The organism is Pseudomonas xionganensis, assembly GCF_009763245.1.
Lineage (GTDB): Bacteria > Pseudomonadota > Gammaproteobacteria > Pseudomonadales > Pseudomonadaceae > Aquipseudomonas > Aquipseudomonas xionganensis.
On the sequence record NZ_WKJZ01000004.1, the window covers coordinates 118,151 to 141,809 of the forward strand.

General features: G+C 59.0%; 23 protein-coding genes. 7 read left to right on the forward strand and 16 right to left on the reverse strand.

Going from position 1 to position 23,659, the window contains the following annotated elements; all coding sequences use genetic code 11:
- Position 1: 1 nt before the first annotated feature.
- A complete protein-coding gene (gene cysS / locus GJV18_RS17585; RefSeq protein ID WP_160347786.1) occupies positions 2-1,387 on the forward strand; it encodes a cysteine--tRNA ligase in 1,386 nt (461 codons plus the stop codon).
- Between the two features lie 407 nt (positions 1,388-1,794).
- Here cysS and GJV18_RS17590 read toward each other — a convergent pair whose 3' ends face one another.
- From GJV18_RS17590 to GJV18_RS17610, 5 genes are all read right to left on the reverse strand, one after another.
- Positions 1,795-2,163: a DUF3703 domain-containing protein gene (locus tag GJV18_RS17590; RefSeq protein ID WP_160347787.1), complete on the reverse strand. Its 369-nt coding sequence runs from the start codon at positions 2,161-2,163 to the stop codon at positions 1,795-1,797.
- Between the two features lie 400 nt (positions 2,164-2,563).
- A complete protein-coding gene (locus tag GJV18_RS17595; RefSeq protein ID WP_160347788.1) occupies positions 2,564-3,508 on the reverse strand; it encodes an alpha/beta fold hydrolase in 945 nt (314 codons plus the stop codon).
- Between the two features lie 109 nt (positions 3,509-3,617).
- Positions 3,618-4,226 carry a hypothetical protein gene (locus tag GJV18_RS17600; protein WP_160347789.1) on the reverse strand — a complete coding sequence of 203 codons (609 nt, stop codon included), beginning with the start codon at positions 4,224-4,226 and terminating at the stop codon, positions 3,618-3,620.
- A gap of 1 nt (position 4,227) precedes the next feature.
- Complete coding sequence (locus GJV18_RS17605) at positions 4,228-4,518, reverse strand: hypothetical protein (protein ID WP_160347790.1); 291 nt, start codon at positions 4,516-4,518, stop codon at positions 4,228-4,230.
- A 133-nt stretch (positions 4,519-4,651) separates the two neighbouring features.
- Positions 4,652-5,350, reverse strand: a complete 699-nt coding sequence (locus GJV18_RS17610; protein WP_160347791.1) for a class I SAM-dependent methyltransferase — start codon at positions 5,348-5,350, stop codon at positions 4,652-4,654.
- Positions 5,351-5,452: 102 nt separating this feature from the next.
- Here GJV18_RS17610 and GJV18_RS17615 point away from each other — a divergent pair, with 102 nt between their 5' ends.
- Positions 5,453-6,340 carry a LysR family transcriptional regulator gene (locus GJV18_RS17615; RefSeq protein WP_218572173.1) on the forward strand — a complete coding sequence of 296 codons (888 nt, stop codon included), beginning with the start codon at positions 5,453-5,455 and terminating at the stop codon, positions 6,338-6,340.
- 129 nt (positions 6,341-6,469) lie between these two features.
- On the opposite strand, the gene GJV18_RS17620 is transcribed toward GJV18_RS17615, so the two are convergent.
- The 5 genes from GJV18_RS17620 to GJV18_RS17640 all read right to left on the reverse strand — a co-directional run bounded on the left by GJV18_RS17620 (position 6,470) and on the right by GJV18_RS17640 (position 11,890).
- Positions 6,470-6,835, reverse strand: a complete 366-nt coding sequence (locus GJV18_RS17620) for a nuclear transport factor 2 family protein (RefSeq protein WP_160347792.1) — start codon at positions 6,833-6,835, stop codon at positions 6,470-6,472.
- 790 nt (positions 6,836-7,625) lie between these two features.
- Positions 7,626-9,335: an amidase gene (locus tag GJV18_RS17625; protein ID WP_160347793.1), complete on the reverse strand. Its 1,710-nt coding sequence runs from the start codon at positions 9,333-9,335 to the stop codon at positions 7,626-7,628.
- A 333-nt stretch (positions 9,336-9,668) separates the two neighbouring features.
- Positions 9,669-10,574: a 5'-nucleotidase gene (locus tag GJV18_RS17630; RefSeq protein WP_160347794.1), complete on the reverse strand. Its 906-nt coding sequence runs from the start codon at positions 10,572-10,574 to the stop codon at positions 9,669-9,671.
- 9 nt (positions 10,575-10,583) lie between these two features.
- Positions 10,584-11,531 carry a putative 2-dehydropantoate 2-reductase gene (locus GJV18_RS17635; protein WP_160347795.1) on the reverse strand — a complete coding sequence of 316 codons (948 nt, stop codon included), beginning with the start codon at positions 11,529-11,531 and terminating at the stop codon, positions 10,584-10,586.
- Positions 11,531-11,890: a thioredoxin family protein gene (locus tag GJV18_RS17640; RefSeq protein ID WP_160347796.1), complete on the reverse strand. Its 360-nt coding sequence runs from the start codon at positions 11,888-11,890 to the stop codon at positions 11,531-11,533. Before GJV18_RS17640 ends, GJV18_RS17635 begins: the two co-directional genes overlap by 1 nt.
- Positions 11,891-11,915: 25 nt before the next feature.
- On the opposite strand from GJV18_RS17640, the gene GJV18_RS17645 reads away from it, so the two are divergent.
- Together GJV18_RS17645 and GJV18_RS17650 are read left to right on the forward strand one after the other, a co-directional pair.
- Positions 11,916-12,335, forward strand: a complete 420-nt coding sequence (locus GJV18_RS17645; protein ID WP_160347797.1) for a PilZ domain-containing protein — start codon at positions 11,916-11,918, stop codon at positions 12,333-12,335.
- A 201-nt stretch (positions 12,336-12,536) separates the two neighbouring features.
- Positions 12,537-13,613: a 3-deoxy-7-phosphoheptulonate synthase gene (locus GJV18_RS17650; RefSeq protein WP_160347798.1), complete on the forward strand. Its 1,077-nt coding sequence runs from the start codon at positions 12,537-12,539 to the stop codon at positions 13,611-13,613.
- A gap of 122 nt (positions 13,614-13,735) precedes the next feature.
- Here GJV18_RS17650 and GJV18_RS17655 read toward each other — a convergent pair whose 3' ends face one another.
- The 3 genes from GJV18_RS17655 to GJV18_RS17665 all read right to left on the reverse strand — a co-directional run bounded on the left by GJV18_RS17655 (position 13,736) and on the right by GJV18_RS17665 (position 16,197).
- On the reverse strand, positions 13,736-14,932 hold the full coding sequence (locus GJV18_RS17655) for a benzoate/H(+) symporter BenE family transporter (RefSeq protein ID WP_160347799.1): 1,197 nt from the start codon (positions 14,930-14,932) through the stop codon (positions 13,736-13,738).
- Positions 14,932-15,543, reverse strand: coding sequence for a LysE family translocator (locus GJV18_RS17660; RefSeq protein WP_160347800.1), 612 nt, complete (start codon positions 15,541-15,543; stop codon positions 14,932-14,934). Before GJV18_RS17660 ends, GJV18_RS17655 begins: the two co-directional genes overlap by 1 nt.
- A 261-nt stretch (positions 15,544-15,804) precedes the next feature.
- Positions 15,805-16,197, reverse strand: a complete 393-nt coding sequence (locus GJV18_RS17665; RefSeq protein ID WP_233280217.1) for a MarR family winged helix-turn-helix transcriptional regulator — start codon at positions 16,195-16,197, stop codon at positions 15,805-15,807.
- Positions 16,198-16,393: 196 nt separating this feature from the next.
- On the opposite strand from GJV18_RS17665, the gene GJV18_RS17670 reads away from it, so the two are divergent.
- From GJV18_RS17670 to GJV18_RS17680, 3 genes are all read left to right on the forward strand, one after another.
- A complete protein-coding gene (locus GJV18_RS17670) occupies positions 16,394-17,548 on the forward strand; it encodes an aminotransferase-like domain-containing protein (protein ID WP_160347802.1) in 1,155 nt (384 codons plus the stop codon).
- A gap of 119 nt (positions 17,549-17,667) precedes the next feature.
- Entirely contained in the window at positions 17,668-18,270 is a 603-nt protein-coding gene (locus tag GJV18_RS17675) for a glutathione S-transferase family protein (protein WP_160347803.1), read from the forward strand.
- 84 nt (positions 18,271-18,354) lie between these two features.
- Positions 18,355-19,449: a calcium/sodium antiporter gene (locus tag GJV18_RS17680; protein WP_160347804.1), complete on the forward strand. Its 1,095-nt coding sequence runs from the start codon at positions 18,355-18,357 to the stop codon at positions 19,447-19,449.
- Positions 19,450-19,502: 53 nt separating this feature from the next.
- Here GJV18_RS17680 and GJV18_RS17685 read toward each other — a convergent pair whose 3' ends face one another.
- From GJV18_RS17685 to GJV18_RS17695, 3 genes are all read right to left on the reverse strand, one after another.
- A complete protein-coding gene (locus GJV18_RS17685; RefSeq protein ID WP_160347805.1) occupies positions 19,503-19,829 on the reverse strand; it encodes a hypothetical protein in 327 nt (108 codons plus the stop codon).
- A gap of 79 nt (positions 19,830-19,908) precedes the next feature.
- On the reverse strand, positions 19,909-21,198 hold the full coding sequence (locus tag GJV18_RS17690; RefSeq protein ID WP_160347829.1) for an HlyD family type I secretion periplasmic adaptor subunit: 1,290 nt from the start codon (positions 21,196-21,198) through the stop codon (positions 19,909-19,911).
- Positions 21,199-21,311: 113 nt separating this feature from the next.
- Positions 21,312-23,471 (reverse strand): type I secretion system permease/ATPase, encoded by a 2,160-nt coding sequence (locus tag GJV18_RS17695; protein WP_160347806.1) that lies wholly within the window; start codon positions 23,469-23,471, stop codon positions 21,312-21,314.
- Positions 23,472-23,659: the final 188 nt, after the last annotated feature.

Here is a 23,659-nt window from a genome sequence, read left to right on the forward strand (position 1 = left end):
CATGGCGTTGTCCATCTACAGCACCCTGAGCAAGACCAAGGACGTTTTTAAGCCCCTGGAAGGCAACAGCGTGCGCATGTACGTCTGCGGCATGACCGTGTACGACTTCTGCCATATCGGCCACGCCCGCGTGATGGTGGCCTTCGACGTGGTCACCCGCTGGCTGCGCGCGCGCGGCTATGACGTGACTTACGTGCGCAACATCACCGACATCGACGACAAGATCATCAAGCGCGCCCAAGAGAACGGCGAGCCGTTCGAGGCCCTGGTCGAGCGCATGATCGCGGCCATGCACGAAGACGAAGCCCGTCTCAACGTGCTGCGCCCTGACATCGAGCCGCGCGCCACCGGCCATATCGCCGGCATGCACCAGATGATCCAGACCCTGATCGACAAGGGCTACGCCTACGCCCCCGGCAATGGCGATGTTTACTACCGCGTCACCAAGTTCGAAGGCTACGGCAAGCTCTCAAGGCGCAAGATCGACGAGCTGAAGATCGGCGCGCGCATTGAGGTCGACGAGATCAAGCAAGACCCGTTGGACTTCGTGCTGTGGAAGGGCGCCAAGCCGGGCGAGCCGAGCTGGGATTCGCCCTGGGGCAAGGGCCGTCCGGGCTGGCATATCGAGTGCTCGGTGATGTCCACCTGCTGCCTGGGCGAGACCTTCGATATCCACGGCGGCGGCCCGGACCTGGTGTTCCCGCACCACGAGAACGAGATCGCGCAGAGCGAGGCGGCCACCGGCAAGCAGTACGCCAACGCCTGGATGCATGCCGGCGCGGTGCGCGTGGACGGCGAGAAGATGTCCAAGAGCCTGGGCAACTTCTTCACCATCCGCGAGGTGCTGGAGAAGTACCACCCGGAAGTGGTGCGTTACCTGCTGGTGTCCAGCCACTACCGCAGCCCGATCAACTACTCCGAAGACAGCCTCAAGGAAGCAAAGGGCGCCCTGGAGCGCTTCTACAACGGCCTCAAGGGGCTTCCAGAGGTTGCGCCTGCCGGTGGCGAAGCCTATGTGGAACGTTTTGGCGCGGCGATGGACGACGACTTCAACTCGCCGGAAGCCTGCGCCGTGCTGTTCGAGATGATCCGCGAGGTCAATCGTCTGCGTGAGTCGGACGAGCAGGCCGCTGCTGGCCTGGGCGCCCAGCTCAAACAGCTGGCCAGCGTGCTCGGCGTACTGCAGCTGGAGCCGGATGCGTTCCTTCAGGCTGGCGCCGCCGGCAAGGTCGATGCCGCCGAAGTGGAAGCCCTGATCGCTGCGCGCCTGCAGGCCCGCGCCGACAAGAACTGGGCCGAATCCGACCGCATCCGCGACCAGCTCGCCGCCATGGGCGTGGTGCTGGAGGATGGCAAGGGCGGCACCACCTGGCGACTGGCCGAATAAGCCGGGTGCTGGAAGTGAAAAAGCCGCTAAGTGATTAGCGGCTTTTTATTGCGTGCAAGGGGGTGGCGCAGAATAGCGGCGGGAAACCGGCAGCAAATGACCATGCGCAGAGGCGGTGGGCAAATAAATATTGCCCACCCTACGCCACCCTTGAGTTTGCGTAGGGTGGAAAGCCGTAAAGCGTTTTGCACCGCTGTATGTCCGGGCTGAATTGGTGAGGCGATTGGCAGGAAGCGGCCAGAAGCGGACATTCAAAGTGAGTGCCAAACAAGGGGTGATTCAGTGTCAATATAAAAAATCTTTTTTGTTATAAGCAGCCCAAGAAAATATCAAAAAGTCCTCACTGCAGGAGCAGCGATTCCATATCTTTAGTTAATAAATCCGCTATATGTCGGGATCAGCTGTTATTAAGAACCAGACTTTGCTTTTTTGATCAGCGAATCCAACTCTGTATCAATCGGCATCTTTTTGAACGGGCTGACATTTGATCCTCCAGTATTCCCTAATGGCACCAAACCTAGCGGAGTTACAACGGCGGCCCCGAGAATACGGATTATTTGACCAAAAAATTCTCTTATTGAGTTATTACGGAAGGCCCATATCAACATCAGAAAATGAACCTTGACATGCCAAAATGTAGACTCTTGGCCAAGTACATGGGCACGCTCAAGATGAATGAACTCAGACTGATAGTCTCCCACTGCTCTAGCATTCTTGGCTCTTGCTATTTCATATTTAATACACGAAGCTATTTTTTGTGAAAAATAATGCTGCATAAAATCTCCGAAATAACGAAAGCTGACATAGATATCTGAGCGCGAAATGCAACTGGATAAATATCCTGCCCAGATATTGTATAAAGGCGATGGCCAAAATTTACCTTTTTGATCGACAAATAGCCGGGTTGGTCATGCCAAAACTTAGTAAGTTCCCGCCATTGATAACGCATGTATAATCTTTGCCATCCCGCGCCCTTAAGGCCACATAAGTATCGGTTCCGTTAATGCGCTTATCCATAATCTGAAGCTCACTCACTGGATACCCTAATCCACCCGCTGACGTTGACAAAATGTCACTGTTACTGAGTATATTTGTGCTCGCTGCAATTGAAGAGCAACCAACCATTATTTTTGCAACCGCTATGGCAGTCACTATCATAAAAAATGAACGCACAACTTAGTCTCCATAAAATGACAAAAATGACATGGCAGTCTTCGCAGGAGACTCCACCATAGGCAAGTGGCCAACATTCTTAATTATTTCAATTTTTGCATGTGGAATTGCATTTTTTAAAGCCAAAGAACCTGACCAATGTAAAACCCTATCTCTCTCGCCCCAAGAAATAAGCACTGGTCTTTTATAAGATGCGAGGACTTTATCCAGCGGCAGTTCTGGGTGTGGCGTTCCACGCTTCATTCTATGTATCTGATCGAATGCTTTCTCATTCACATCAACGTTTAACTCAGACTCAGCAGCCAAATGATCTAGGATCGGTGAAGGAATATAGGGCGGGTTAACAAATAAGTAATCCAGTAACTCTGCAAACTCTCTGCTGGTTCTCGGCAAAATAGGTGGATGCCCACCTTTTTGGGTGAGCTCAAACATTTCGCTCAACTCTGAACCATGAATGCCAAACGGACTAATTAGCCATAAGCTCTGAACATTTTCAGGGTATTTTGCAGCGAAATTACCTGCAATATATCCACCCATTGAGTTGCCTGCCATATTAAAGTTATCTATGTTTAACGCATCAACTATCAACCTGAGCCTTTCAACCTGAGTACGAACGTCATAATCTAGATCAGGACTCTTTGTGCTATTGCCAAATCCTGGCAAATCAATCGCCACCACATCAAAGTTTTTTACAAGGTATCTCGAAATGCGATTCCAGTTATCTTTATTTGCTCCAAAGCCATGAAGCAAAATTAAAGGGCGGCCACTTCCTCCGCGAAGATACTCAACTTCCAACCCATCTAGTTCTAGTCGTTTTAGTTCAAGCCCGGCATAGACACGCTCAACGCCAACAATGTAGCTATATAGCTTTGAGTCTGGAACAACCAGATAAGCAAGAATTGCTATTACTACAATTGCCGAAGCTGAGGCTAATATATTTTTTACCATTTCACCTCCCGGCTCAGGATAAAAACCAAAAAATCAGATATGTGCGCTGAGAGCCTGATAGATCTTATTGCCCCTCAGGACAGAAAAGGCACATAATGCTGGACATTAATCAAGCACAATTATGCCTGTATCTTTCCATGGTTTTTTCATCTGGCATGGGTTGAGTCAGCACAAAATAGGGTTTCGCCAGGTTGGGATTGAAGGCATACGTATAATGTGGAACTTTATTTGTAGAGTGTATTGAATACTTTCCATACTTCTTGTCCAGTTCGATATTGAGCCTGCTCAACTCATCGCGAGTTTGAGATGGGAAAACCTGGGCAATACCCGCAACCTTCCAATTCCCAGCCGTATCAAGTTGCAATGTGAATTGTGTTTGCACACCTGCTGGTTCAAGCGTCTTTCCGATCATGCTTCTAGGTGAGCATGCTTTGCTCACTGCAGGCAACATCATAAGTATTCTATTATCAAATCGACCCTGTAAAAGTGGCATAGCCAACTCTGCCGGGTACCTTGGGTAGGTAGCATCTAATTTTCGCTTCTGGCGCGGGGATAATTGGCGACCAAATGACTCGACAGGTTCGTACCTGAACGCTTTAACCGCATTTATTGAATCCCCCAGGCAAACCCCCTCTACACATGGACGAGCTTGGGCATCGAACGGGAAAAGCACAAAAGTCATTAACGCGGCGCAATATGAAACTGCATAAGTTTTCAACTTACCAGCCCTCCATAAGCCCTTTAAGTTCATTTATGGTTCGCCTTACCTCATATACGGTAGATTTGGCTTCGCGAGCAGTCTGTGTAATATCTTGTACTGTTTCCACAGTGTCCCGAACGGTTATGCCAGCATCAGGATTATTTGATGAGCCTGCACTTTCTTCATTTAGCCTCGACTGCTGACTTTGCTCAGGCAGAGGCGCATGGTTACCAAACTGGCCGCTATTGCTGGCACAGCCACCCAGAATAAGTTGAACGCTAAAGATAAAGGCAAAAGCATGTTTTTTCATTTTAAAACTCCTTTTTTGACAAAGTTAAGCCCAAATAAATAACTTCCATTTAGAAGATATTTCTTGTGCTCTATTTATGTTTGACTGGATGCTAAATCAGACTGGCCTAGGCGTAGAGAATCAGTAATTAATTTCAGTAATTAATATTTCGCGCAATAATAAAAGTACGGAAATCTTTACCTTTACTTCCGTGGCGCTCTGCAGAAATGATCTCTAAACCAGCTTTTTTCATGGCATCCTGTAACTGCGCAGCAGTGAAACACAAAACAGGTGGAGCTTTTCCTACAACTCGCATCAGCGGCAAGGCAATTTTTGGTATAAGGGGGTTCATCTCATTCAGGCAGGGTGTCTTGGAGATTAGTAAGCCACCTGGTTTCAGAGACTTGACTACCGATTTAAGCGTCTGAGATAAACTCGACACTAAATGCAGCATGTTAAATGCTAAGACAACATCGTAAGCATTATCTTCTGATAAAGATCCATCAGCGTCTGCCAGATTGAAATCTAGTTGTGGCGCCGGGTGGCTAGCGAGTTTCTCCCGAGCGATGGCAATCATCTGTTTGGATATATCTGTGGCCACCAATCGTCGCGTGGCAGGAGCCAATCGCAGTGCGGTTGATCCTGTGCCACAACCGATCTCCAGCACCTCATACTCCGTTGACAGCGTTTCTTTTACGCGCTGCAACGTCCTTTCATAACCACCCAGGTCAGCAATAGGATCACTCGCATATTTGCGTGCAACTCGATTCCAGAAGCGTGCTTTGTTGGCCATGGCAGCAGAGGTTGTATCTTCAGAACCTCGGTCGCTGGGAGAGATGAGAGGTGAGTACATGGGCGTGCATCCTTTGCATGGATATATAGCGAAACCCGACAACAGGGTTGATACTATCCCGGCTAATCACCCGACGGTATTGAGATAAATTGCAGAGAGCATATGCATTTACGCATGGATAAGGTCGACTGGAATCAGCTACGAGCTTTTCTGGAGACAGCAGAAGCCGGCTCGTTGTCGGCAGCAGCGCGCAAGCTCGGGCAGACGCAACCCACTCTCAGTCGTCAGGTCGCCGCGCTTGAACAGAGCCTAGGAGTGACGCTCTTCGAGCGGGTAGGCAAAGCCATGGTGCTGACGTCAACGGGCAGTGAGCTATTGGTGCATGCACGTCTGATGGGAGCTGCGGCTAGAGACCTGGGTCTCTCTGCTAAAGGTCGCTCGGAATCTCTAGAGGGCGTTGTTTCGGTATCGGCTTGTGACGGGATTGCATCCTACCTGCTCCCCAAAATCTTGCTTCGGCTCCGCAAGTTCGCGCCTGGAATATTTGTGGATGTTGTTCCAACGGATGGCCTCAGTGACTTGCTTCGTCGTGAGGCAGACATTGCCATCCGCCATGTTTCGCCCACGGAACCTGAGCTAATTGGCCGATTGGTTCGCAATGCATCTGGATATTTTTATGCTTCAGAGAGTTGGGTGCGTGAAAATGGCCATCCACGCACGGCTGCTGATATCGCACAACATGATTTTATTGGCGCAGACCGATCCGGAAATTATCTGGCCTTCCTGCAAGCTCATGGTCTGCCAGTAACAGCCGCTAATTTCCGCTGTTTTGCAGATAACACCGCGACTCATTGGGAAATGGTACGCCACGGTTTTGGAATAGGTGCTCAGATTGAGGATATTGCTAATGACACCGCAGGTGTTGTCCGTGTGCTTGAGGACGTGCCACCAGTACCATTTCCGATCTGGCTGGTTACCCACAGGGAGTTACGCACAGCTCGATGCATACGTATAGTTTTTGATCTGCTTTGTGATGCTCTTGCACGCTGATACTGAAACTATATTCGCCAACATTAATTTTCATCGAATTTTGGCTGGCCTGACAGCCGCCATGAAGAGATTACCTGCTGGTCTTAGACAAGTGTGTGCCTTATAAAACTGTCGCAAAAATTTAAAATATCACCAAGCCTTCATGCTCCCTGAAACAACGCGCCAATCATCACCAAACCGATACCAGACACGTATATAACGGATCTTTTGATTTTTAGTAACCCCGTCTATGATAGATGTAACATCCATGAGAGTGGATACGACAGCAGCGTATTCAAAACACTGACTCCACCGATTAATCACATTCATCTTGGTTATAGAAAAGTTTGGCGACTTGTGCAAATTTAAATCATCCACTTTACTGACTAGCGTTCCATCGAGGGCTGTAAACGACAGGGAATTGTCGAGAAGTAGAGATAGCTCATCGGTATCTCCTTTGAGTTGAGCTATTCTCAAGCGCTCTTCGACTTTGCTAATATCGAATTCATTACTCATCTATATGCTCGTTATGTGATGCTAAACAACCCTAGGGCGGTCTGAATAAATATATAAATCAACCCAGTGCTAAACTTGGCATGCTGGAAGCAAGTAAAACATCATAGAAATCTCCTTTGCTGAGAGTTTGTTAGCGCCTATCAATCTGAATTGCAGTTGTGGTACAAAAGAACTGGTTAGCTTTGCGTATTGCGCTAATCATCTACTCGGATAAGTCAGTAGAAAACAGTCGTCATATTCCCGTGGTCAAACACCAGGCTTTGGTGTTTGTGCCGCAACCTATTCTAGGAGTTTATACGCATTAAAGCCGTGGGCAGATTACACCGCTCGCTTATAGAAGATCAGGTCTACAACACTTTGGTTGGCATGCTTGAACAGGTCTTTTCAGAAGCGCGAATTTAGTTTTAAGGAAGTAAATATTTATTTTCTGCATGATCACTATGATGATGTCGATTGAGTATGCCGAACACCTGCCTTAAGTTGATCAGAGACGTAAGCCAGCAATGCAACTGATGGTATCTCTACGAAAAACAATTTGGCATTGCTATTTTTGTAGATAACTTATGCATTTGCGTATCAATAATATCTATTTCGTAGACGCATCCGACCGTCTGCTTCTGGCCGCTTTCTGCCATTCGTTCCAGGCAGCGTCTGATCAAAAAACCTGAACCAACCGAAAATCCGATGGGTATCGTTTTACTCAACCCATCCTACGCTGCTACTGATGGCGTCAACGCCCCATACAGAGACAAAAAAGCCGCTGAATTCAGCGGCTTTTCCGTATGCGTTATCAGCTGCGTGCCAGCGGCGGGGTGCGCGGCGGGATCTGGCGTTTATTACCTAGGGACTCAAAGGCCGCCCCCAGGCTAAGCAGGTTATTGTCATCGTAGGCGCGGCCGGCGAAGGTCAGGCCGGCGGGCATGCCGATATCGGTCATGACGCCCATGGGTACGGTGACAGTCGGTACACCCAGGTGGCGGATGGCCAGGTTGCCGTTGGCCACCCAGACGCCGTTGCTCCAGGCGATATCGGCCGATTGTGGATTGATATCGGCATCGGCCGGGCCCACGTCGGCCACGGTGGGGAAGAGCACGGCGTCCAGTTTAAGTCCATCCATCCAGTCTTCCAGGTCCAGCTTGCGGGTCTTTTCCAGGCCGCGCAGGCCGTCGGGCAGGGTTTCGATCTGCTCCCAGCTCTTCAGGCCACGCTTAGCCATATTCACGTATTCGTCCATGCCGGCGGCCAGGTCGCCCTCGCGGTTGGGCAGGGTGCCCGGGTCGTGGGGGAATATCTGCGGGCCGTCGACGTCGGCCAGGCGGTTGAGCTTGGGGTCGCCATTGGCCTGTAGGAAGTCGTCGAAGGCCCAGCCGGACAGCTCCCACAGCTCGTCATGCAGGAACTCGGGGGTGACGATGCCACGGTTGAATACGGTCGGCGCGCCGGGGCGGTCGCCTTCGCAGTTGGACACCAGGGGGAAGTCCACCTCGATCACTTCGGCGCCGGCCGCTTCCAGGGTCTGGCGCGCCGCCTCCCACAGCGCGATCACGCTGGCACGGGTGTGGATGCGCTGGCCGGTGGGGCCGCCGATACCGGGGTTTTCGCTGGTGCCGGCCAGTTCGTCCTTGTTGATAAACATCTTCGGCACACCCAGGCGCTTGCCCTTGAGCGAATCGGCCGTGGCGGCCAGGGCCAGGTAGGAGGCCGGGCGTGCTTCGGAGGGTTTGGGAATCGGCACCCAGGGCTGCAGGCGCCACAGATCGCCGCGCTTGTCGGCGTCATCGGCCACCACCACATCGAGCACCTCCAGCAGGTCGGCCATGGTCCGGGCGTAGGGCACCACCACGTCCATGGTCGGGGTCAGCGGCCAGTTGCCACGCACCGAGATCACCCCGCGCGACGGGGTGTAGGCGCACAGGCCGTTGTTGGCAGCCGGGCCGCGGCCGCTGGACCAGGTTTCCTCGGCCAGGCCGAAGGCGGCAAAGCTGGCGGCGGTGGCGGTGCCGGCGCCGTTGGACGAGCCGGAGGCGAAAGGCGCGGTGAGGTAGGCGGCGTTGTACGGGCTTTCGGCGCGGCCGTAGACGCCGCGCTGCATGCCGCCGTTGGCCATGGGCGGCATATTGGTCTTGCCCAGGCAGATGGCGCCGGCGGCGCGCAGGCGCTCGACGGTAAAGGCATCGCGCTGGGCCACTAGGTCCTTGAAGGCCGGGCTGCCGGAGGCGGCGGTCAGGCCCTTGACCAGGTAGCTGTCCTTGGCGGTGTAGGGGATGCCGTCGAGATGGCCGAGGCTTTCACCACGGGCGCGGCGGGCGTCGGAGGCCTCGGCTTCCTTGAGCGCGTCGGGGTTGCGCACCACCAGGGCATTGAGGCGGGTCGGGCTGTCGGGGCCGTCGTAGGCATCGATGCGGGCGAAGTAGGCCTGAACCAGCTCGACGGCGGTGGTGCGACCCGACTCCAGCGCGGTGCGCAGTTCGGCGATGGAAACTTCGGTGACTTCGATCATGGTGCCAACTCCTGCTACAGGTGATGCGAGGCTGCGTTCAGGCGAGTGCCTGAGCTTTAATTCGATATTTATCGATAAAATATACCTGTGCGTGCATCAATGAAAAGAATTTTTTAAATTTACGCGGATTAATATCAGTTTAAGTGCCTCGCTTGCTGGAGCGGGCGCATTGCTAGGGGCGAGATCATCCTGCCACGTCCGGCATCTGCAGGCACAAGGGCACCAATCACTTAGCTTAGGCGCTGTGGTAAGGCCGGGCGGACAGAGATGGTCGACGTGGGCTGTGGGCAGATGTCGGTGCGCGCGGCGCACCCTACATTCAGGGCCGCCGAGCTAGGTGAGGGGCTCGTTACTGACGCCATGGGGCACATGGCCGGTGGGAACGACCTTGCTGGCTTTTTCGCAGTGGCCGGTCTGGTCGTCGAAGAACACGTCGGCGCCGAAGGTTTCCAGGATGGCGGCTTTCTCCAGGCCGCCGAGGAAAAAGGATTCATCCAGGCGGATATTCCATTCGCGCAGGGTGCGGATCACCCGTTCGTGGGCCGGGGCCGAGCGGGCGGTGACCAGAGCGGTGCGGATCGGGCACTGCTCCTCGGGGAACTCCTGCTGCAGGCGGTGCAGGGCGGCAAGGAAGGGCTTGAACGGGCCGCCGCCGAGCAGCTCGCGGGCGGACTGGCGTTCGTGGCTCTGGAAGGCCTCCAGGCCGGCCTGCTGGTAGACCCGCTCGGATTCGTCGGAGAACAGCACGGCATCGCCGTCGAAGGCGATGCGCAGTTCGTTGCTGGCGGCGCGGCGAGCGCCGCCGGAGAGAATGGTGGCTGCGCCAAAGCCCGAGCGCAGGGCACTGCGCACATCTTCGGCATGGGTGGAGAGAAACAGGTGGCTGCCGAAGGCGGCCAGGTAGGGGTCGGGGCTGCGCCCGCCGACAAAGGCGGCGCGGGAGATGGCCAGGCCGTAGTGCTGGATCGAGTTGAAGGCGCGCAGGCCGGTGTCGGCGCTGTTGCGCGACACCAGAATCACCTCTACCCGCTGCTGCTCCAGGGCCTTGTTCAGGGCCAGGAGCTTTTCCACCAGGGGGAAGGCGTCGCCGGGGGCGAGAATCTCGTCCTCGTGTTCGATCTGGTACTGGCGGTAGGCCTCGACACCCTGGCTTTCGTAGATTTTGTGGCTTTCGCTCAGGTCGAACAGCGCCCGGGAGGAAATCGCCAGCACCAGTTTGTCGCCTAATCCCTTGCTCATGCGGGGTTCCTATCGCGGTCGTTGTTCGAGAAAGCGTAGCGCCTGGTAGAGCATCTGGGTGCGCGGCATGGCGCAGCCGGCCTGAGCCGCGGCGGCCAGGGGCGCAGCATAGATGGCATGCAGCTCCATGGGCCGGCCCAGGGCGAAGTCGTGGTACATGCTGGGCAGGTAGTCGGGCATGCGGTCGGTGGCCGCCAGCAGCTTGCCGGCAAAGCCCGGCGGCAGGCTGTGGCCGCAGGCCGTGGCGGCGTCCACCACCTCCTGCATGATGGCTTCGATCAGGGTGCGGCTGTCGGGATTGCGCATCAGATCGGTGGTGTGGCTGTTGAGCAGCACCGACAGGCCATTATAGGGCACGTTCCACACCAGCTTCTGCCAGCGCGCCTGTTCCAGCTCGGCCATGGCGATGGAGTCCAGGCCGGCCTGCTTGAACAGGGCGACGCCGGCTTCCAATAGGCCCTGGCGCTCGTCGGCCGAGATCTCGGGGCCGGAGTGATAGCCCAGGTTGATGGCGCCCAGGGACTGGTGTTCGATCACCCCGGGGGCGCTGCGGTGCACGCAGATATAGCAGAGGCCGCCGAGCAGGTGCAGGTGATCCGGCAGCAGGGGGCGCAGTTCGTCTTCCACTGCCAGGCCGTTCTGCAGCAATACCACCTTGGCTCCGGGGGCGGCGACCTGGGCGATCAGCGGCGCCAGTTCGGCGTTGCTGGTGGTCTTGGCACCCACCAGCAGCCAGTCGCAGGGCGGCATCTCGGCGGCGCTGCGGTAGGCCTGTACCGGCTGCAGGCGCAGGGCGCCATGCACCGCGCTATTGAGTTGCAGGCCCTGACGGGCCACGGCGTCGAACTCGCTGCGCAGCAGAAAATGCACATCGAAGCCGGCCCGGGCCAGCAGCAGGCCGTAAAAGCCGCCAATGGCACCAGCGCCGATAATGCCGATGCGGGGGGATGCACTCATCAGGGAAGCTCCTCAGCCGGGCCCGCCAGGGCGTGCTCCAGCGCTTGGGTAAGGTCGGCGGCGCGCAAGCGGCAGTGCAGGGCGCCATAAAACTGTCCTTCATGGACCACGAACAGGGCAGGCAGGCTAAGTACGTCGTAACGCGTCACTAAACCGCCGTTACGCCCGGCATCAATCCAGGCCAGGCGCGCCAGCGGCAGGCTCAAGTTCGGCAGTTCGCGGCGGGCCCAGCGGCAACTGGCACAACCTATGCTCGTAAAGATCAACAGCGATGTACCGGGTAGGACCAGCAAATGGTGATCCGCATCCAGATCGGTCAGTTCCAGCTCAGTCACTATACTGTTCTTAGTGGTAGCCATTTAATGGCATCGAAGGGGGTTTGAGATGCGTCATTTTCTGCGCCATCCCAGTGATATGCCGGTGGAGCTGGTGGTGCGCAAGCAGCCGCCCGTCCCCAAGCAGCACCTGAACAATATCAGCCTCGGGGGTGTGGCGTGCAACTCCAAGCGCGCCTTTCGCCGCGGTACGGCGGTGGAATTGCGCATCCCGGTGTTTGGCGAGCATGCCCGCTACCCCGGCGTGGTGGCCTGGTGTCGCAAGCAGGAGAACGAGTACCTGGTGGGCATTGCCTTTGTCGATGAGGACACCCTGTTCCGCGCCCGCATGGTCGAGCAGGTCTGCCAGATCGAACACTATCGTCATCAGCGCGAGCAGGAGCTGGGCTGCAGCCTGTCGGTGGAGACGGTGGCCCAGGAGTGGATTGCCCAGCATGCGGCGGAGTTTTCCCAGGCACGCTTGAGCTGATACCTCTGTGCATCCCCTGGGCAATTCGCGAGCCCGCCAATAAGCGCTAATGCGCCTGTAGACGTTAAGCCCATTGTTCCGCCGGCCCTTACGCGCTAAGGTTCGGCTTCCCCGTTGTGCTCATATTGCTGTGCTCCGCCACACGGGGTTCGCTGGGGGCCGGCACCCGTGACCTGATGACTCTGAAAGATGAATAGCACGATGGCTGATTTACCGATTGATGACCTGAACGTTGCCTCCAACGAAACCCTGATCACCCCTGCCCAGCTCAAGCGCGAGATTCCGCTGACTGACGTTGCCCAGCGTACCGTGGTCAGTGGCCGTGAGGTGATCCGCAATATTCTCGATGGCAAGGACCACCGCCTGTTCGTGGTGGTGGGGCCGTGCTCGATCCACGATATCAAGGCCGCCCACGAGTATGCCGAGCGCCTCAAGGCCCTGGCCGCCGAGCTGTCGGACAGCCTCTATCTGGTGATGCGCGTGTATTTCGAGAAGCCGCGCACCACCGTGGGCTGGAAGGGGCTGATCAACGACCCTTATATGGATGACTCGTTCAAGATCCAGGACGGTCTGCATATCGGTCGCCAGTTGCTGCGCGACCTGGCGGAAATGGGCCTGCCCACCGCCACCGAGGCCCTGGATCCGATCTCCCCGCAGTACCTGCAGGATCTGATCAGCTGGTCGGCCATCGGCGCGCGTACCACCGAATCCCAGACCCACCGCGAAATGGCCTCGGGCCTGTCCTCGGCGGTCGGCTTCAAGAACGGCACTGATGGCGGCCTGACCGTGGCTATCAACGCCCTGCAGTCGGTCTCCAGCCCGCACCGTTTCCTCGGCATCAACCAGGAAGGTGGTGTCTCCATCGTTACCACCAAGGGCAATGCCTACGGTCATGTGGTGCTACGTGGCGGCAACGGCAAGCCGAACTACGACTCGGTCAGTGTGGCCATTTGTGAGCAGGAACTGACAAAAGCCGGCATCCGCCCGAACATCATGGTCGACTGCAGCCACGCCAACTCCAACAAGGACCCGGCCCTGCAGCCGCTGGTGATGGACAACGTGGCCAACCAGATCCTGGAAGGCAACCAGTCCATCGTCGGCCTGATGGTGGAAAGCCACCTGGGTTGGGGCAACCAGTCCATTCCCAAGGATCTCAGCCAGCTCAAGTACGGCGTGTCCATCACCGATGCCTGCATCGACTGGGACACCACCGAGAAGACCCTGCGCGGCATGCACGCCAAGCTCAAGGATGTGCTGCCCAAGCGCCAGCGCGGCTGATTGCAGCAGCGGTAACAAAAACGGGCTTATGCATCCGCATAAGCCCGTTTTTTATTTGCACCTGTCACTTGCTGGTTGCCTCGGTGCGCGCGGCGCACCCTACGAGCGCTACCCATCAAGCATCAGGCCCGGCGCTTGCCCCAGTTAAGAATCGCCAGGGTCAGTAGGCCCGCGACTATCCCCCAGAACGCCGAGCCCACACCGAGCAGACTCATGCCCGAGGCGGTGACCAGAAAGGTGATCAGCGCCGCTTCCCGCTCGTCCGGCTCGCTCATGGCCTGGGTCAGGCCACCAATGATTGAGGCGAACAGCGCCAATGCCGCAATGGACAGGATCAGCGCCTTGGGCAGGGCGGTGAACAGGGCGGCCAGGGTGGCGCCGAATATCCCGGCTATAACGTAGAACACGCCGCACCAGATAGCGGCGGTGTAGCGTTTTTTCGGGTCTTCATGGGCTTGCGGGCCGGCGCAGATCGCCGCACTGATGGCGGCCATATGGATGCCGTGGCTGCCAAAGGGGGCCAGCAGGATAGAAGTCAGGCCGGTCGTGGTCAGCAGTGGGCTGGCCGGCACGTCATAACCGTTGGCGCGCAGCACCGCCATGCCCGGCAGGTTCTGCGAGGCCATGGCGACGATAAACAGTGGAATGCCGATGCTGATCATCGCCGCCAGGGAGAAGGCCGGTGTGGTCCACTCAGGCGTCGCCAGTTCCAGCTGGAAATCGCTGAAATCCAGCAGGCCGAACACAGCCGCCAGCAGGCTGCCGACAATCAACGCGGCCAGCACCGCGTAGCGTGGCCACAGGCGTTTACCGAACAAATAGGCCAGCAGCATCGCTATGACGAGTACGGGCTGCTGTTCGGCGGCGCCGCAGATTTCCAGGCCGATCTTGAACAGCACGCCGGCCAGCAGGGCGGCGGCGATGGAGGCGGGGATACGGCGCATCAGGCGATCGAAGGTGCCGGTCAGGCCGATCAGCACGATCAGCGCCGAGGCGAAGATATAGGCACCGATGGCCTCGCCGTAGGTCACGCCGGGCAGGCTGGTGATCAGCAGGGCGGCGCCGGGGGTCGACCAGGCGATCATGACCGGCGCCCGGTAGCGCAGCGACAGGCCGATACAGCACAACCCCATACCGATCGATAGCGCCCAGATCCACGAAGAAATCTGCCCACTGCTGAGGCCGGCGGCCTGGCCGGCCTGGAACATCAGCACCAGGGAGCTGGTGTAGCCGGTGAGCATGGCAATAAAACCGGCCACTACCGCCGAGGTGGAGGTATCTGCCAGTGGCCGTAAACGGGGTTGAGACAGGTCGTGCATCAGAGCAATCCAGTGTCGGCGAAGATGGGGTAGAGCGAGGCCAGCAGCAGCAGGGCCATGCCGATATTGAAAACACGCAAGCGACGCGCATCCTGCAACCAGTTGCGCAGAAGGCTACCTACAACGGTCCAGACACTCATGGTCGGGCAATTGACCAACGCAAATAGCGCTGCAATCAGCAGTACGTTGGTTATGAAATTGTCTTGCGGGGTATAGGTGGTGATCGCACCAATCGCCATGATCCAGGCTTTCGGGTTGACCCATTGAAAAGCCGCGGCCTGCAGGAAACTGAGCGGTTTGCCGCTGGCAGAGGCTTGACTGCTAGGCGCGCCGGCATTGGCGATCTTCCAGGCCAGGTACAACAGGTAGGCCGCTCCGACATAGCGCAACAGGGTATAGAACACGGGCACCTGTTCAAACAACTGGCCGAGCCCCAGGCCTACCGATAGCACCAGCAGCATCAGTCCCAGGCTGATGCCCAGCATATGCGGCAAAGTCCGTCGTAGCCCGAAGTTAGCCCCAGAGGCGAGCAGCATGGTGTTGTTCGGCCCAGGCGTCACCGAGGTGACGAAGGCAAAGGCGATAAAGGCGATCAGCAGTTCTGGGGTCATGGTGGCGGCACTCGGGGACAGTGCTGATCAGCCTAAGGGGCGCGGGGCGGGGCGTCGCCGTACAGCGAGGCGGGCAATGGGCATAACAGTTTTAAAGTGTTTTTAGAAAAGATCGGTACAGTTTGTCTGGAGCAGCAGTACAGTCCGGAATTCCTGCCATGCACCTGCCTGATGCCAGGTCGAGCACTCGCAGGAGTCAGCTTGCTGGCGATCCACACCTTATAAAGCTTCGCCAGCAAGCTGGCTTCTACAGAGAAATATTCAGCGCCCGGCCAGTGCCTGGTTGACCTTGAGCCAACCCTGCACCGCTTCCTCATCCACCTCGCTAAAGGCGCGCTGCAGCAGTCTGGCCTGTTCGCGGCGCAGGGCCAGTTCCAGCTTGGCGCCCTCGCTGGTAAAGCCCAGCAGGCGCTTGCGCTTGTCGTCCTCGGCGGCAAGGCTCTGTACCAGGTTCATTTCCAGCAACTGGCGCAGCGGCGTATTGAGCGCCTGCTTGCTGACCCCCAGATAACCGAGCAGCTCTTTTATGCTCAAGCCCGGGTACTTGGCGATAAAGAACAGGATGCGGTGATGCACCCGCGACAGGCCGCGACGCGCCAGCATTTCATCAGGTTTGGCGGTAAAGGCCTGGTAGCCGAAGAAGAAGGCCTCCATGGCGGCCTGCTGGGCAGTCGGATTCTTGATCGCCTGCCACCCATGCTGGCTACTGTGCTGGTCGTCGCTGTGCGCTGTTAAAAACTTCTCGGGGAAATTTTTTAGGTCAGCCATATTGACGTATCTCCGGGCGGCATCGTAGTTTCGGTCAAACAGTTTGACCTATTTTTATTTGCCTTTGCTACCGGTGAGATCCATGGCCTTCTCCGAACGTGTTGCCCGCCTGAAAAGCTCCCTGATCCGTGAAATCCTTGCCGCGGCGCAGCGTCCGGAAGTCATGTCCTTCGCCGGTGGCCTGCCCGCTGAGCCGATGCTGCCCAAGGTGGATTGGGCCGAGATGCCGGCCAGCATGGGCCAGTACGGCATGAGTGAAGGTGAGCCGGCGCTGCGTGAGGCCATCGCCGCCGAGGCCCGCGCCCTGGGCGTGCCCTGCGAGGCCAGTCAGGTGCTGATCGTCAGCGGTTCGCAGCAGACCCTGGATCTGGCCAGCAAGTTGTTTATCGACCCGGGCACCGAAGTGCTGCTGGAGGCGCCAACCTACCTGGCCGCGCTGCAGGCCTTCCAGCTGTTCGGCGCTGACTGCATCGCCGTGCCCCAGGAAGCCGATGGCCCACAGATCGACGCCCTGCGCCAGCGTCTGCAGAACCACAAGCCGGCCTTCGCCTACCTGATCCCGACCTTCCAGAACCCCTCGGCGGTGCGTTACAGCGAAGCCAAACGCGACGCGGTGGCGGCGCTGCTCGACGAGTTCGGCGTGACCTTGATCGAGGACGAACCCTACCGCGAGCTGGTGTTCGATGAGGGCAGCGCGACCCCTATCGTCAGCCGCCTGCAGAAGGCCAGCTGGATCTACACCGGCACCGTATCCAAGACCCTGTTGCCGGGCCTGCGTGTTGGCTACCTGATCGCCACGCCGGATCTGTACCCCTACCTGCTGCGCCTCAAGCAGTCGGCGGACCTGCACACCAACCGTATCGGCCAGTGGCAGGCGCTGCAGTGGCTGGGCAGCGAGCAATACCGAGGCCATCTGGCCGAGCTGCGCGACTTCTACCGCATCCGCCGCGATGCCATGCAGGCGGTGCTGGAGGAACATTTCAGCGACCTGGCCGATTGGCAGGTGCCCCAGGGCGGGCTGTTCTTCTGGCTGACCCTCAAGCAGCCGCTGGATACCCGCACCCTGCTGGCCCCGGCCCTGGCGCAGAACGTGGCCTTTATGCCGGGCGAGCCGTTCTTTATCGACCCGGATGCCCATCCGGGCCATCTGCGGCTTAACTTCAGCCATGTGGCGCCGGAGCGCCTGGGCGAAGGGCTTAAGCGTCTGGCCGAGGTGATCCGTCAGGCGCAGGGATGATCAATCCGTAGGAGCCAGCTTGCTGCGGTCCGGCGTCCCGGCGATGTTTTCGCTCACAGCGGATCGCCAGCAAGCTGGCTCCTACAAAGAGCAGATGGACAGGAGAGATAGGAGGCACCATGTACAAGGTCTATGGCGACTACCGTTCGGGCAACTGCTACAAGATCAAGCTGATGCTGCATCTGCTCGATCAGCCCTATGAGTGGATACCTGTCGATATCCTCAAGGGCGAGACCCAGAGCGAGGCCTTCCTGGCCAAGAACCCCAACGGCAAGATCCCGGTGCTGGAGCTGGAAGACGGCACCTGCCTGTGGGAATCCAATGCCATCCTCAATTTTCTCGCCGATGGCAGCGAGTTCTTGCCGGGCGAGCCGCGCCTGCGCACCCAGGTGCTGCAGTGGCAGTTTTTCGAACAGTACAGCCACGAGCCCTATGTCGCGGTGGCGCGTTTTATCCAGCTGTATCAGGGCCTGCCCGAGGCGCGCCGCGCCGAGTATGAGACGTGCCATGCTCGCGGCTACAAGGCCCTCAGGGTGATGGAGCAGCAGCTGCAAAGCACCCCCTATCTGGTCGGTGAGCAGTATTCCATCGCCGATATCGCGCTCTATGCCTACACCCATGTGGCCGACGAGGGCGGTTTTGATCTGAGCGCTTACCCGGCCATACGCGCCTGGCTGCAACGGGTGGCCAGCCATCCACGGCATGTGACGATGCACGGCTAAGTCGCTGAAAAATATTTATGGCCGCCCCTCTGGCGGCTTTTTTTGCCTCACATACACTGGCGCATCTTTCCTGGAGTGTGTGTGATGAGTCTGATGGTGTGGGGTTACCTGATTGCCGGTTTGGTTCTGCTGGTAGCGGGTGCTGAAGTGTTGGTGCGGGGTGCGGCCAAGCTGGCGGCGCAGTTTGGTATCCCACCTTTGATCATCGGCCTGACGGTGGTGGCCTTTGGCACCAGCGCGCCGGAAACGGCGGTCAGCGTGCAGGCGGCCCTGGCCGGCAGTGGCGATCTGGCCATTGGCAACGTGGTGGGCAGCAATATCGCCAACGTCTTGCTTATTCTCGGCCTGACCGCTCTGATCGCGCCGCTGATCGTCTCGCGCCAGCTGATCCGTCTGGATGTGCCGATCATGATCGGTGCCAGCCTGCTGACCCTGGCTCTGGCCTGGGATGGCAGCCTGAGCAAGCTCGATGGGCTGCTGCTGTTTGCCGGTATCGTGGCTTACACCGGGTTCCTGATTGTCAGTGCGTACCGGGAAAAGAATATTGCCGCCGACGATGAGTTCGCCAAGGAGTTTACCCTGCATGAGCCGGCCAAACCCTATGCCTGGCTGATCAATCTGCTGCTGATTGTGCTCGGGCTGGTGCTGCTGGTGAGTGGCGCCAATCTCTTGGTGGAGGGCGCGGTAAGCCTGGCGCGTGCCCTCGGGCTGTCGGAGCTGGTGATCGGCCTGACCGTGGTGGCCGTGGGCACCTCCCTGCCGGAGCTGGCCACCTCGCTGCTGGCGGCCCTTCGCGGCGAGCGGGATATTGCCGTGGGCAATATTGTCGGCAGCAATATCTTCAACCTGCTGTGCGTACTCGGCCTGGCTTCGATGGTATCGCCTGCGCCCATTCTGGTGGCGGCCAACGCCCTGGCGTTCGACTTCCCGGTGATGATCGGGGTGGCGCTGGTCTGTCTGCCGATCTTCTTCTCCGGCTACCGCATCAACCGCTGGGAAGGGTTGCTGTTTCTGGCCTATTACGCGGCCTACACCCTGTATCTGGTACTCAGTGCCGCAGGTCGCCCTGTGGCTGAGCAGTTTGCCGCCGCCATGCTCGGCTACGTGCTGCCGCTGACCGCCATTACTCTGTTGGTGATAGCCGTGCAATCCTGGCGCAAGGACAGGCTGCAAGGCTGACCTGTGTCGCCATAGACGGGCGCCTGCAAGCACCTGTCTATGGCGAGTTGCGCTTAGATAAAGGTTTGCCGCGCAGCCCCGCGTGGCATGCGGTTCTTGCCGGGCAATTGCTCCAGGCGCTGCTGCCAGGCGGCGCGCGGACTCAGGCGCGGCTGCGGCGGCAGCGTTGCAGTCGTTGGCGATGCTGCCTTGGCGGCTTTTGCTGCGGCCCTGAGTTCCGCCAGGGTGGGCGTCTTGCGTACCGGCTCGGTTGCGCCCTTTTCCAGGGTGCGCAGGCAGAGCTTGCATGACACCTGAGTGGCATCCTGGGTGCTGTTCAGGTTCGCGCCTGTGCGTCCGCATGCAATCTTTTCCTGGGACGCCGAGTAGTGAATGGCCAAGCTGTTGTCTCCTGCATTTTCGGGCGCGGGATTTTACACAGCGATGACGGCGCTGCAAGCGCCTTGGCAGAAAACGGCTCTAGCGTTCGCGCATGGCCTCCGAGCGGGCCTTGAGCACGGGTTTGAGCAGATAATCGAGCACACTCTTGTGGCCGGTGATGATATCCACCGTGGCCACCATGCCGGGGATGATCAGCAGCGGATGCTCCACGCTGCCCAGGTGGCTTTTGTCGGTACGCACCTGAATCAGATAGAAACTGCGGCCTTCGTTGTCAGTGATGGTATCGGCGCTGATCAGTTCGAGATTGGCGCTCAGCCCCCCGTAAATGGTGAAGTCGTAGGCGTTGAACTTGACCATGGCCTTCTGCCCGGGGTGGAGAAAGGCCACATCCTGGGGCCTGACCCGGGCTTCGATCAGCAGGCTGTCTTCCAGCGGCACGATTTCCAGGATGTCGCTGCCAGGCTGGACCACACCGCCGATGGTGTTGACCTTGAGCTGCTTGACGATGCCCTTGACCGGCGAGACGACCTGGGTACGGCTGACCCTGTCCTGAATGGCGACGCTGGACACGGCGAGCTTTTGCAGCTGGGTGCGGGCGTCGTTGAGCAGCCGGAAGGCTTCGGCGCGAAAGGCCAGCTCGGATTGCTGGATGCGGCTCTGGGTTTCCTTGGCGGCGGCTTCGGCGCGGGGCAGGGCGAGGGTGGTGGCGTCCAGCGCGCCACGGATATCGACGATGCTGCGGCGCAGGCGCAGTACTTCCACGGCGGAAATGGCCCCAGTCTTGACCAGGGGTTCGGCCATGGCCAGTTCCTGCTGGATCAGGTTCAGCGAGGCGCGATATTGCTGCTGCTTGGCCTGGAACTCGGCCAGCTCCTGCTGTTTCTGGATCAGCTGTTCCTCAAGGATGCGCTGCTCGCTCTGCAGGCGTTGCTGGCGTGAGTCATACAGCGCCTGCTCATCCTCGGCCAGTTGCGGGACCAGGCGGTTGATATCTTCCGGCAGGTTCAGCGGTCGCCCTTCGGCCTCGGCGCTGAGGCGTTCGATCTGGGCCAGCAGGGCCAGGCGCTCCACCTCGGTTTCCTCCTGGCTGGAAAGAAAACGGGTGTTGTCCAGGCGCAGCAGCACGTCGCCCTTGTTCACCACCTGGCCCTCGCGCACGAAGATCTCCGCGACGATACCGCCCTCCAGGTTCTGGATCTTCTGCACCTTGCTCGACGGTATGGCCTTGCCTTCGCCGCTGGTGACTTCCTCCAGCACGGCAAATCTGGCCCAGGCAAAGGCACTGAGCAGCAGGAGAAACACCAGCCAGACCATCAGCCGGGCGATCCAGGGTGAGTCCTGGAGGATGGCCCCCTGAATTTCCGGCATAAATTCGCTGTCGCCCTTGCTGCGGCGCAGGCCGCTGTAACCGCGCAGGTCGCTGAGCAGGCGCTGGCCCAGGGTCTTGCGGCGCGGTGCAGGGCGTTGGGGCTGGATGCTGTTCATACGGCAGCCGCTCCGATCTTGCCTTTGCGCAGCGCCTCGATCACTGCGGCTTTGGGGCCGTCGGCGACGATATGCCCGGCCTCTATCACCACCAGGCGCTCCACCAGGCTGAGCATGGACATGCGATGGGTGATCAGCACCAGGGTCTTGCCCTGGGCCCAGTTCAGCAGGTGCCGGCGCAGGGTTTCTTCGGTGCTGTTGTCCATGGCGCTGGTCGGCTCGTCCAGCACCAGCAGCGGTGGGTCGAGCAGCAGGGCGCGGGCCATCTGCACCATCTGCCGCTGGCCACCGGAGAGCAGCTGGCCACGTTCACCCAGCGGGCGGTCGAAGCCCAGCGGATGCTGGCGGGCCAGTTCGTGCACGCCGGTCAGCTGGGCCACCTCCAGCATGCGTTCATCGCTGATGTAGTGGGCACCCAGGGTCAGGTTGTCACGCAGGCTGCCGGCCAGCAGGGGCATGTCGTGGGAGACATAGCCCATCTGGCTGCGCAGGTCGGCCAGGTCGATCTGGTGCAAATCCAGGCCGTCGAACAGGATCTGCCCTTCGTTGGGCGAATACAGGCCCATGATCAGGCGGGCCAGGGTGCTCTTCCCGGAGCCGCTGCGGCCGATGATGGCGACTCGCTCGCCCGGCGCGATATGCAGGTTGATGGCGCGCAGCGAAGGGCTGCTCAGGCCCGGGTAGGTAAAGCTGAGCTGTTCGATATCCAGGGCGCCATTCAGGCGGGTGTGCTGCAGCGGGCGTTGCTGGGGCTGGCGCTCCTGGGGCAGAGCCATCAGGGCGTCGGTGCTCTTCATGGTCAGACGGGCCTGTTGCAGGCGGGTGATCAGGCTGGCGATCTGCCCCAGGGGCGAGAGCACCCGGCTGCCGAGCATATAGCAGGCGACCAGGGCGCCGACGCTCAGGTTGCCGGCGATAATGGCGTAGACCCCGGCCACGATGGTGGCCATGCCGGCAAATTGCTGGATAAACAGGGTGCCGTTGATGGCCACGGCCGACAGCAGGCGGGCGTGGCTGTCCAGGCGGGTGAGGGCGCCGTGGGTGTCTTCCCAGCGGTGCTGGCGTTCGCTTTCCGCACCGCAGGCCTTGAGGGTTTCCAGGCCGCCCAGGGTTTCCACCAGCAGGGCCTGGCGCTCGGCGGCCAGGGCCAGGCTTTTCTGAATGCTGTCGCGCAGGCGGGTCTGGATGATGTAGGCAAACAGCGCCGTGAGGGGGAAGGCCAGCAGCGGGATGAGCACCAGCCAGCCACCGAGCAGGCCGATCACGGCAATTACCAGCAGGGCGAAGGGCAGGTCGATCAGGCTGGTCAGGGTCACGGCGGTGAGAAAGTCGCGCAGGCCCTGGAAGTCATGGATGCTCTGGGCAAAGCCGCCCACCGTGGCCGGGCGGGCCGTCATCTGCATGCCGGTGATGCGCTCGAACAGGGTGGCCGAGAGCACCACGTCGGTCTTCTTGCCGGCGGTATCGAGGATATAGGCGCGCAGGATGCGCAGCATCAATTCGAATGAAGTGGCGATCAACAGGCCCAGGGCCAGCATCCACAGGGTGGCGGTGGCCTGGTTGGGCACGACCCGGTCGTAGGTCTGCATGACGAACAGCGGCACCATCAGGCCCAGGGTGTTGACCAGAAAGGTCGCCAGCATGGCGTCCAGGTACAGCCAGCGCGACAGCTTCAGGGTGTCGCGGAACCAGGCATTCACGCGTGGCAGCAGGGGGCTGCGCGCATCCTCCAGGGCATGCTGCGGACGGGCGAAGAATGCCTCGCCACTGTACTGCTCCTCCAGGGTCTCGACACTGACCCATTGTTCGCCGCCATCGCTTTCGCTGGGCAGGATCAGGGCCTGGCCGTCTTCGCCCCACTGGCTCAGCACCGCGCAGCGGCCGTGCTTGAGCAGCAGCAGGACGGGCAGGTTAAGCGGGTAGATGGCCGACAGCTTGCGTCTGATCAGGCGACCCTGCAGGCCCGCGCGGGCGGCAGCACGGGGCAGCAAGGCCGGGCTCAGGCGTTGGTCCGGCAGGGGCAGCCCGGCCGTCAGGCTGCCGCGGCTGGCAACGCGATCATGCTGCTTGCAGAGAATCAGCAGGCCATCGAGCAGAGGGTCGTCATGGCTGAGGCGAGGGTCGCTGGAGGGGGCTACCCGTTCCTGAGAGGTCAAGTGCACCTCCTCACAGGCAGGTCATGGTCGCGCGGAAATGGGGGCGGCAGGTTCGACTGTCCGCAACTGGCGTGAAAAAGGGTCCGCACTCTGTATCCCCCGGCTGTTGGATAAATGGGCATCCATCCATGGAGACAGTTAAGCAGCTGTCAGCGGGTGCTGAACCGTTTGTCTTGAGTTGCATCCTA

Excerpts from the sequence above, each read along its gene's own strand:
- GJV18_RS17690 (WP_160347829.1), bottom strand. The coding sequence starts at position 21,198 with ATGCCGGAAATTCAGGGGGCCATCCTCCAGGACTCACCCTGGATCGCC.
- GJV18_RS17615 (WP_218572173.1), top strand. The coding sequence starts at position 5,453 with ATGCATTTACGCATGGATAAGGTCGACTGGAATCAGCTACGAGCTTTT.
- GJV18_RS17665 (WP_233280217.1), bottom strand. The coding sequence starts at position 16,197 with ATGGAGGCCTTCTTCTTCGGCTACCAGGCCTTTACCGCCAAACCTGAT.
- cysS (WP_160347786.1), top strand. The coding sequence starts at position 2 with ATGGCGTTGTCCATCTACAGCACCCTGAGCAAGACCAAGGACGTTTTT.
- GJV18_RS17595 (WP_160347788.1), bottom strand. The coding sequence starts at position 3,508 with ATGGTAAAAAATATATTAGCCTCAGCTTCGGCAATTGTAGTAATAGCA.
- GJV18_RS17680 (WP_160347804.1), top strand. The coding sequence starts at position 18,355 with ATGAGTCTGATGGTGTGGGGTTACCTGATTGCCGGTTTGGTTCTGCTG.
- GJV18_RS17605 (WP_160347790.1), bottom strand. The coding sequence starts at position 4,518 with ATGAAAAAACATGCTTTTGCCTTTATCTTTAGCGTTCAACTTATTCTG.
- GJV18_RS17625 (WP_160347793.1), bottom strand. The coding sequence starts at position 9,335 with ATGATCGAAGTCACCGAAGTTTCCATCGCCGAACTGCGCACCGCGCTG.
- GJV18_RS17670 (WP_160347802.1), top strand. The coding sequence starts at position 16,394 with ATGGCCTTCTCCGAACGTGTTGCCCGCCTGAAAAGCTCCCTGATCCGT.
- GJV18_RS17640 (WP_160347796.1), bottom strand. The coding sequence starts at position 11,890 with ATGGCTACCACTAAGAACAGTATAGTGACTGAGCTGGAACTGACCGAT.
- GJV18_RS17650 (WP_160347798.1), top strand. The coding sequence starts at position 12,537 with ATGGCTGATTTACCGATTGATGACCTGAACGTTGCCTCCAACGAAACC.
- GJV18_RS17635 (WP_160347795.1), bottom strand. The coding sequence starts at position 11,531 with ATGAGTGCATCCCCCCGCATCGGCATTATCGGCGCTGGTGCCATTGGC.
- GJV18_RS17610 (WP_160347791.1), bottom strand. The coding sequence starts at position 5,350 with ATGTACTCACCTCTCATCTCTCCCAGCGACCGAGGTTCTGAAGATACA.
- GJV18_RS17660 (WP_160347800.1), bottom strand. The coding sequence starts at position 15,543 with ATGACCCCAGAACTGCTGATCGCCTTTATCGCCTTTGCCTTCGTCACC.
- GJV18_RS17630 (WP_160347794.1), bottom strand. The coding sequence starts at position 10,574 with ATGAGCAAGGGATTAGGCGACAAACTGGTGCTGGCGATTTCCTCCCGG.
- GJV18_RS17655 (WP_160347799.1), bottom strand. The coding sequence starts at position 14,932 with ATGCACGACCTGTCTCAACCCCGTTTACGGCCACTGGCAGATACCTCC.
- GJV18_RS17675 (WP_160347803.1), top strand. The coding sequence starts at position 17,668 with ATGTACAAGGTCTATGGCGACTACCGTTCGGGCAACTGCTACAAGATC.
- GJV18_RS17590 (WP_160347787.1), bottom strand. The coding sequence starts at position 2,163 with ATGCAGCATTATTTTTCACAAAAAATAGCTTCGTGTATTAAATATGAA.
- GJV18_RS17645 (WP_160347797.1), top strand. The coding sequence starts at position 11,916 with ATGCGTCATTTTCTGCGCCATCCCAGTGATATGCCGGTGGAGCTGGTG.
- GJV18_RS17620 (WP_160347792.1), bottom strand. The coding sequence starts at position 6,835 with ATGAGTAATGAATTCGATATTAGCAAAGTCGAAGAGCGCTTGAGAATA.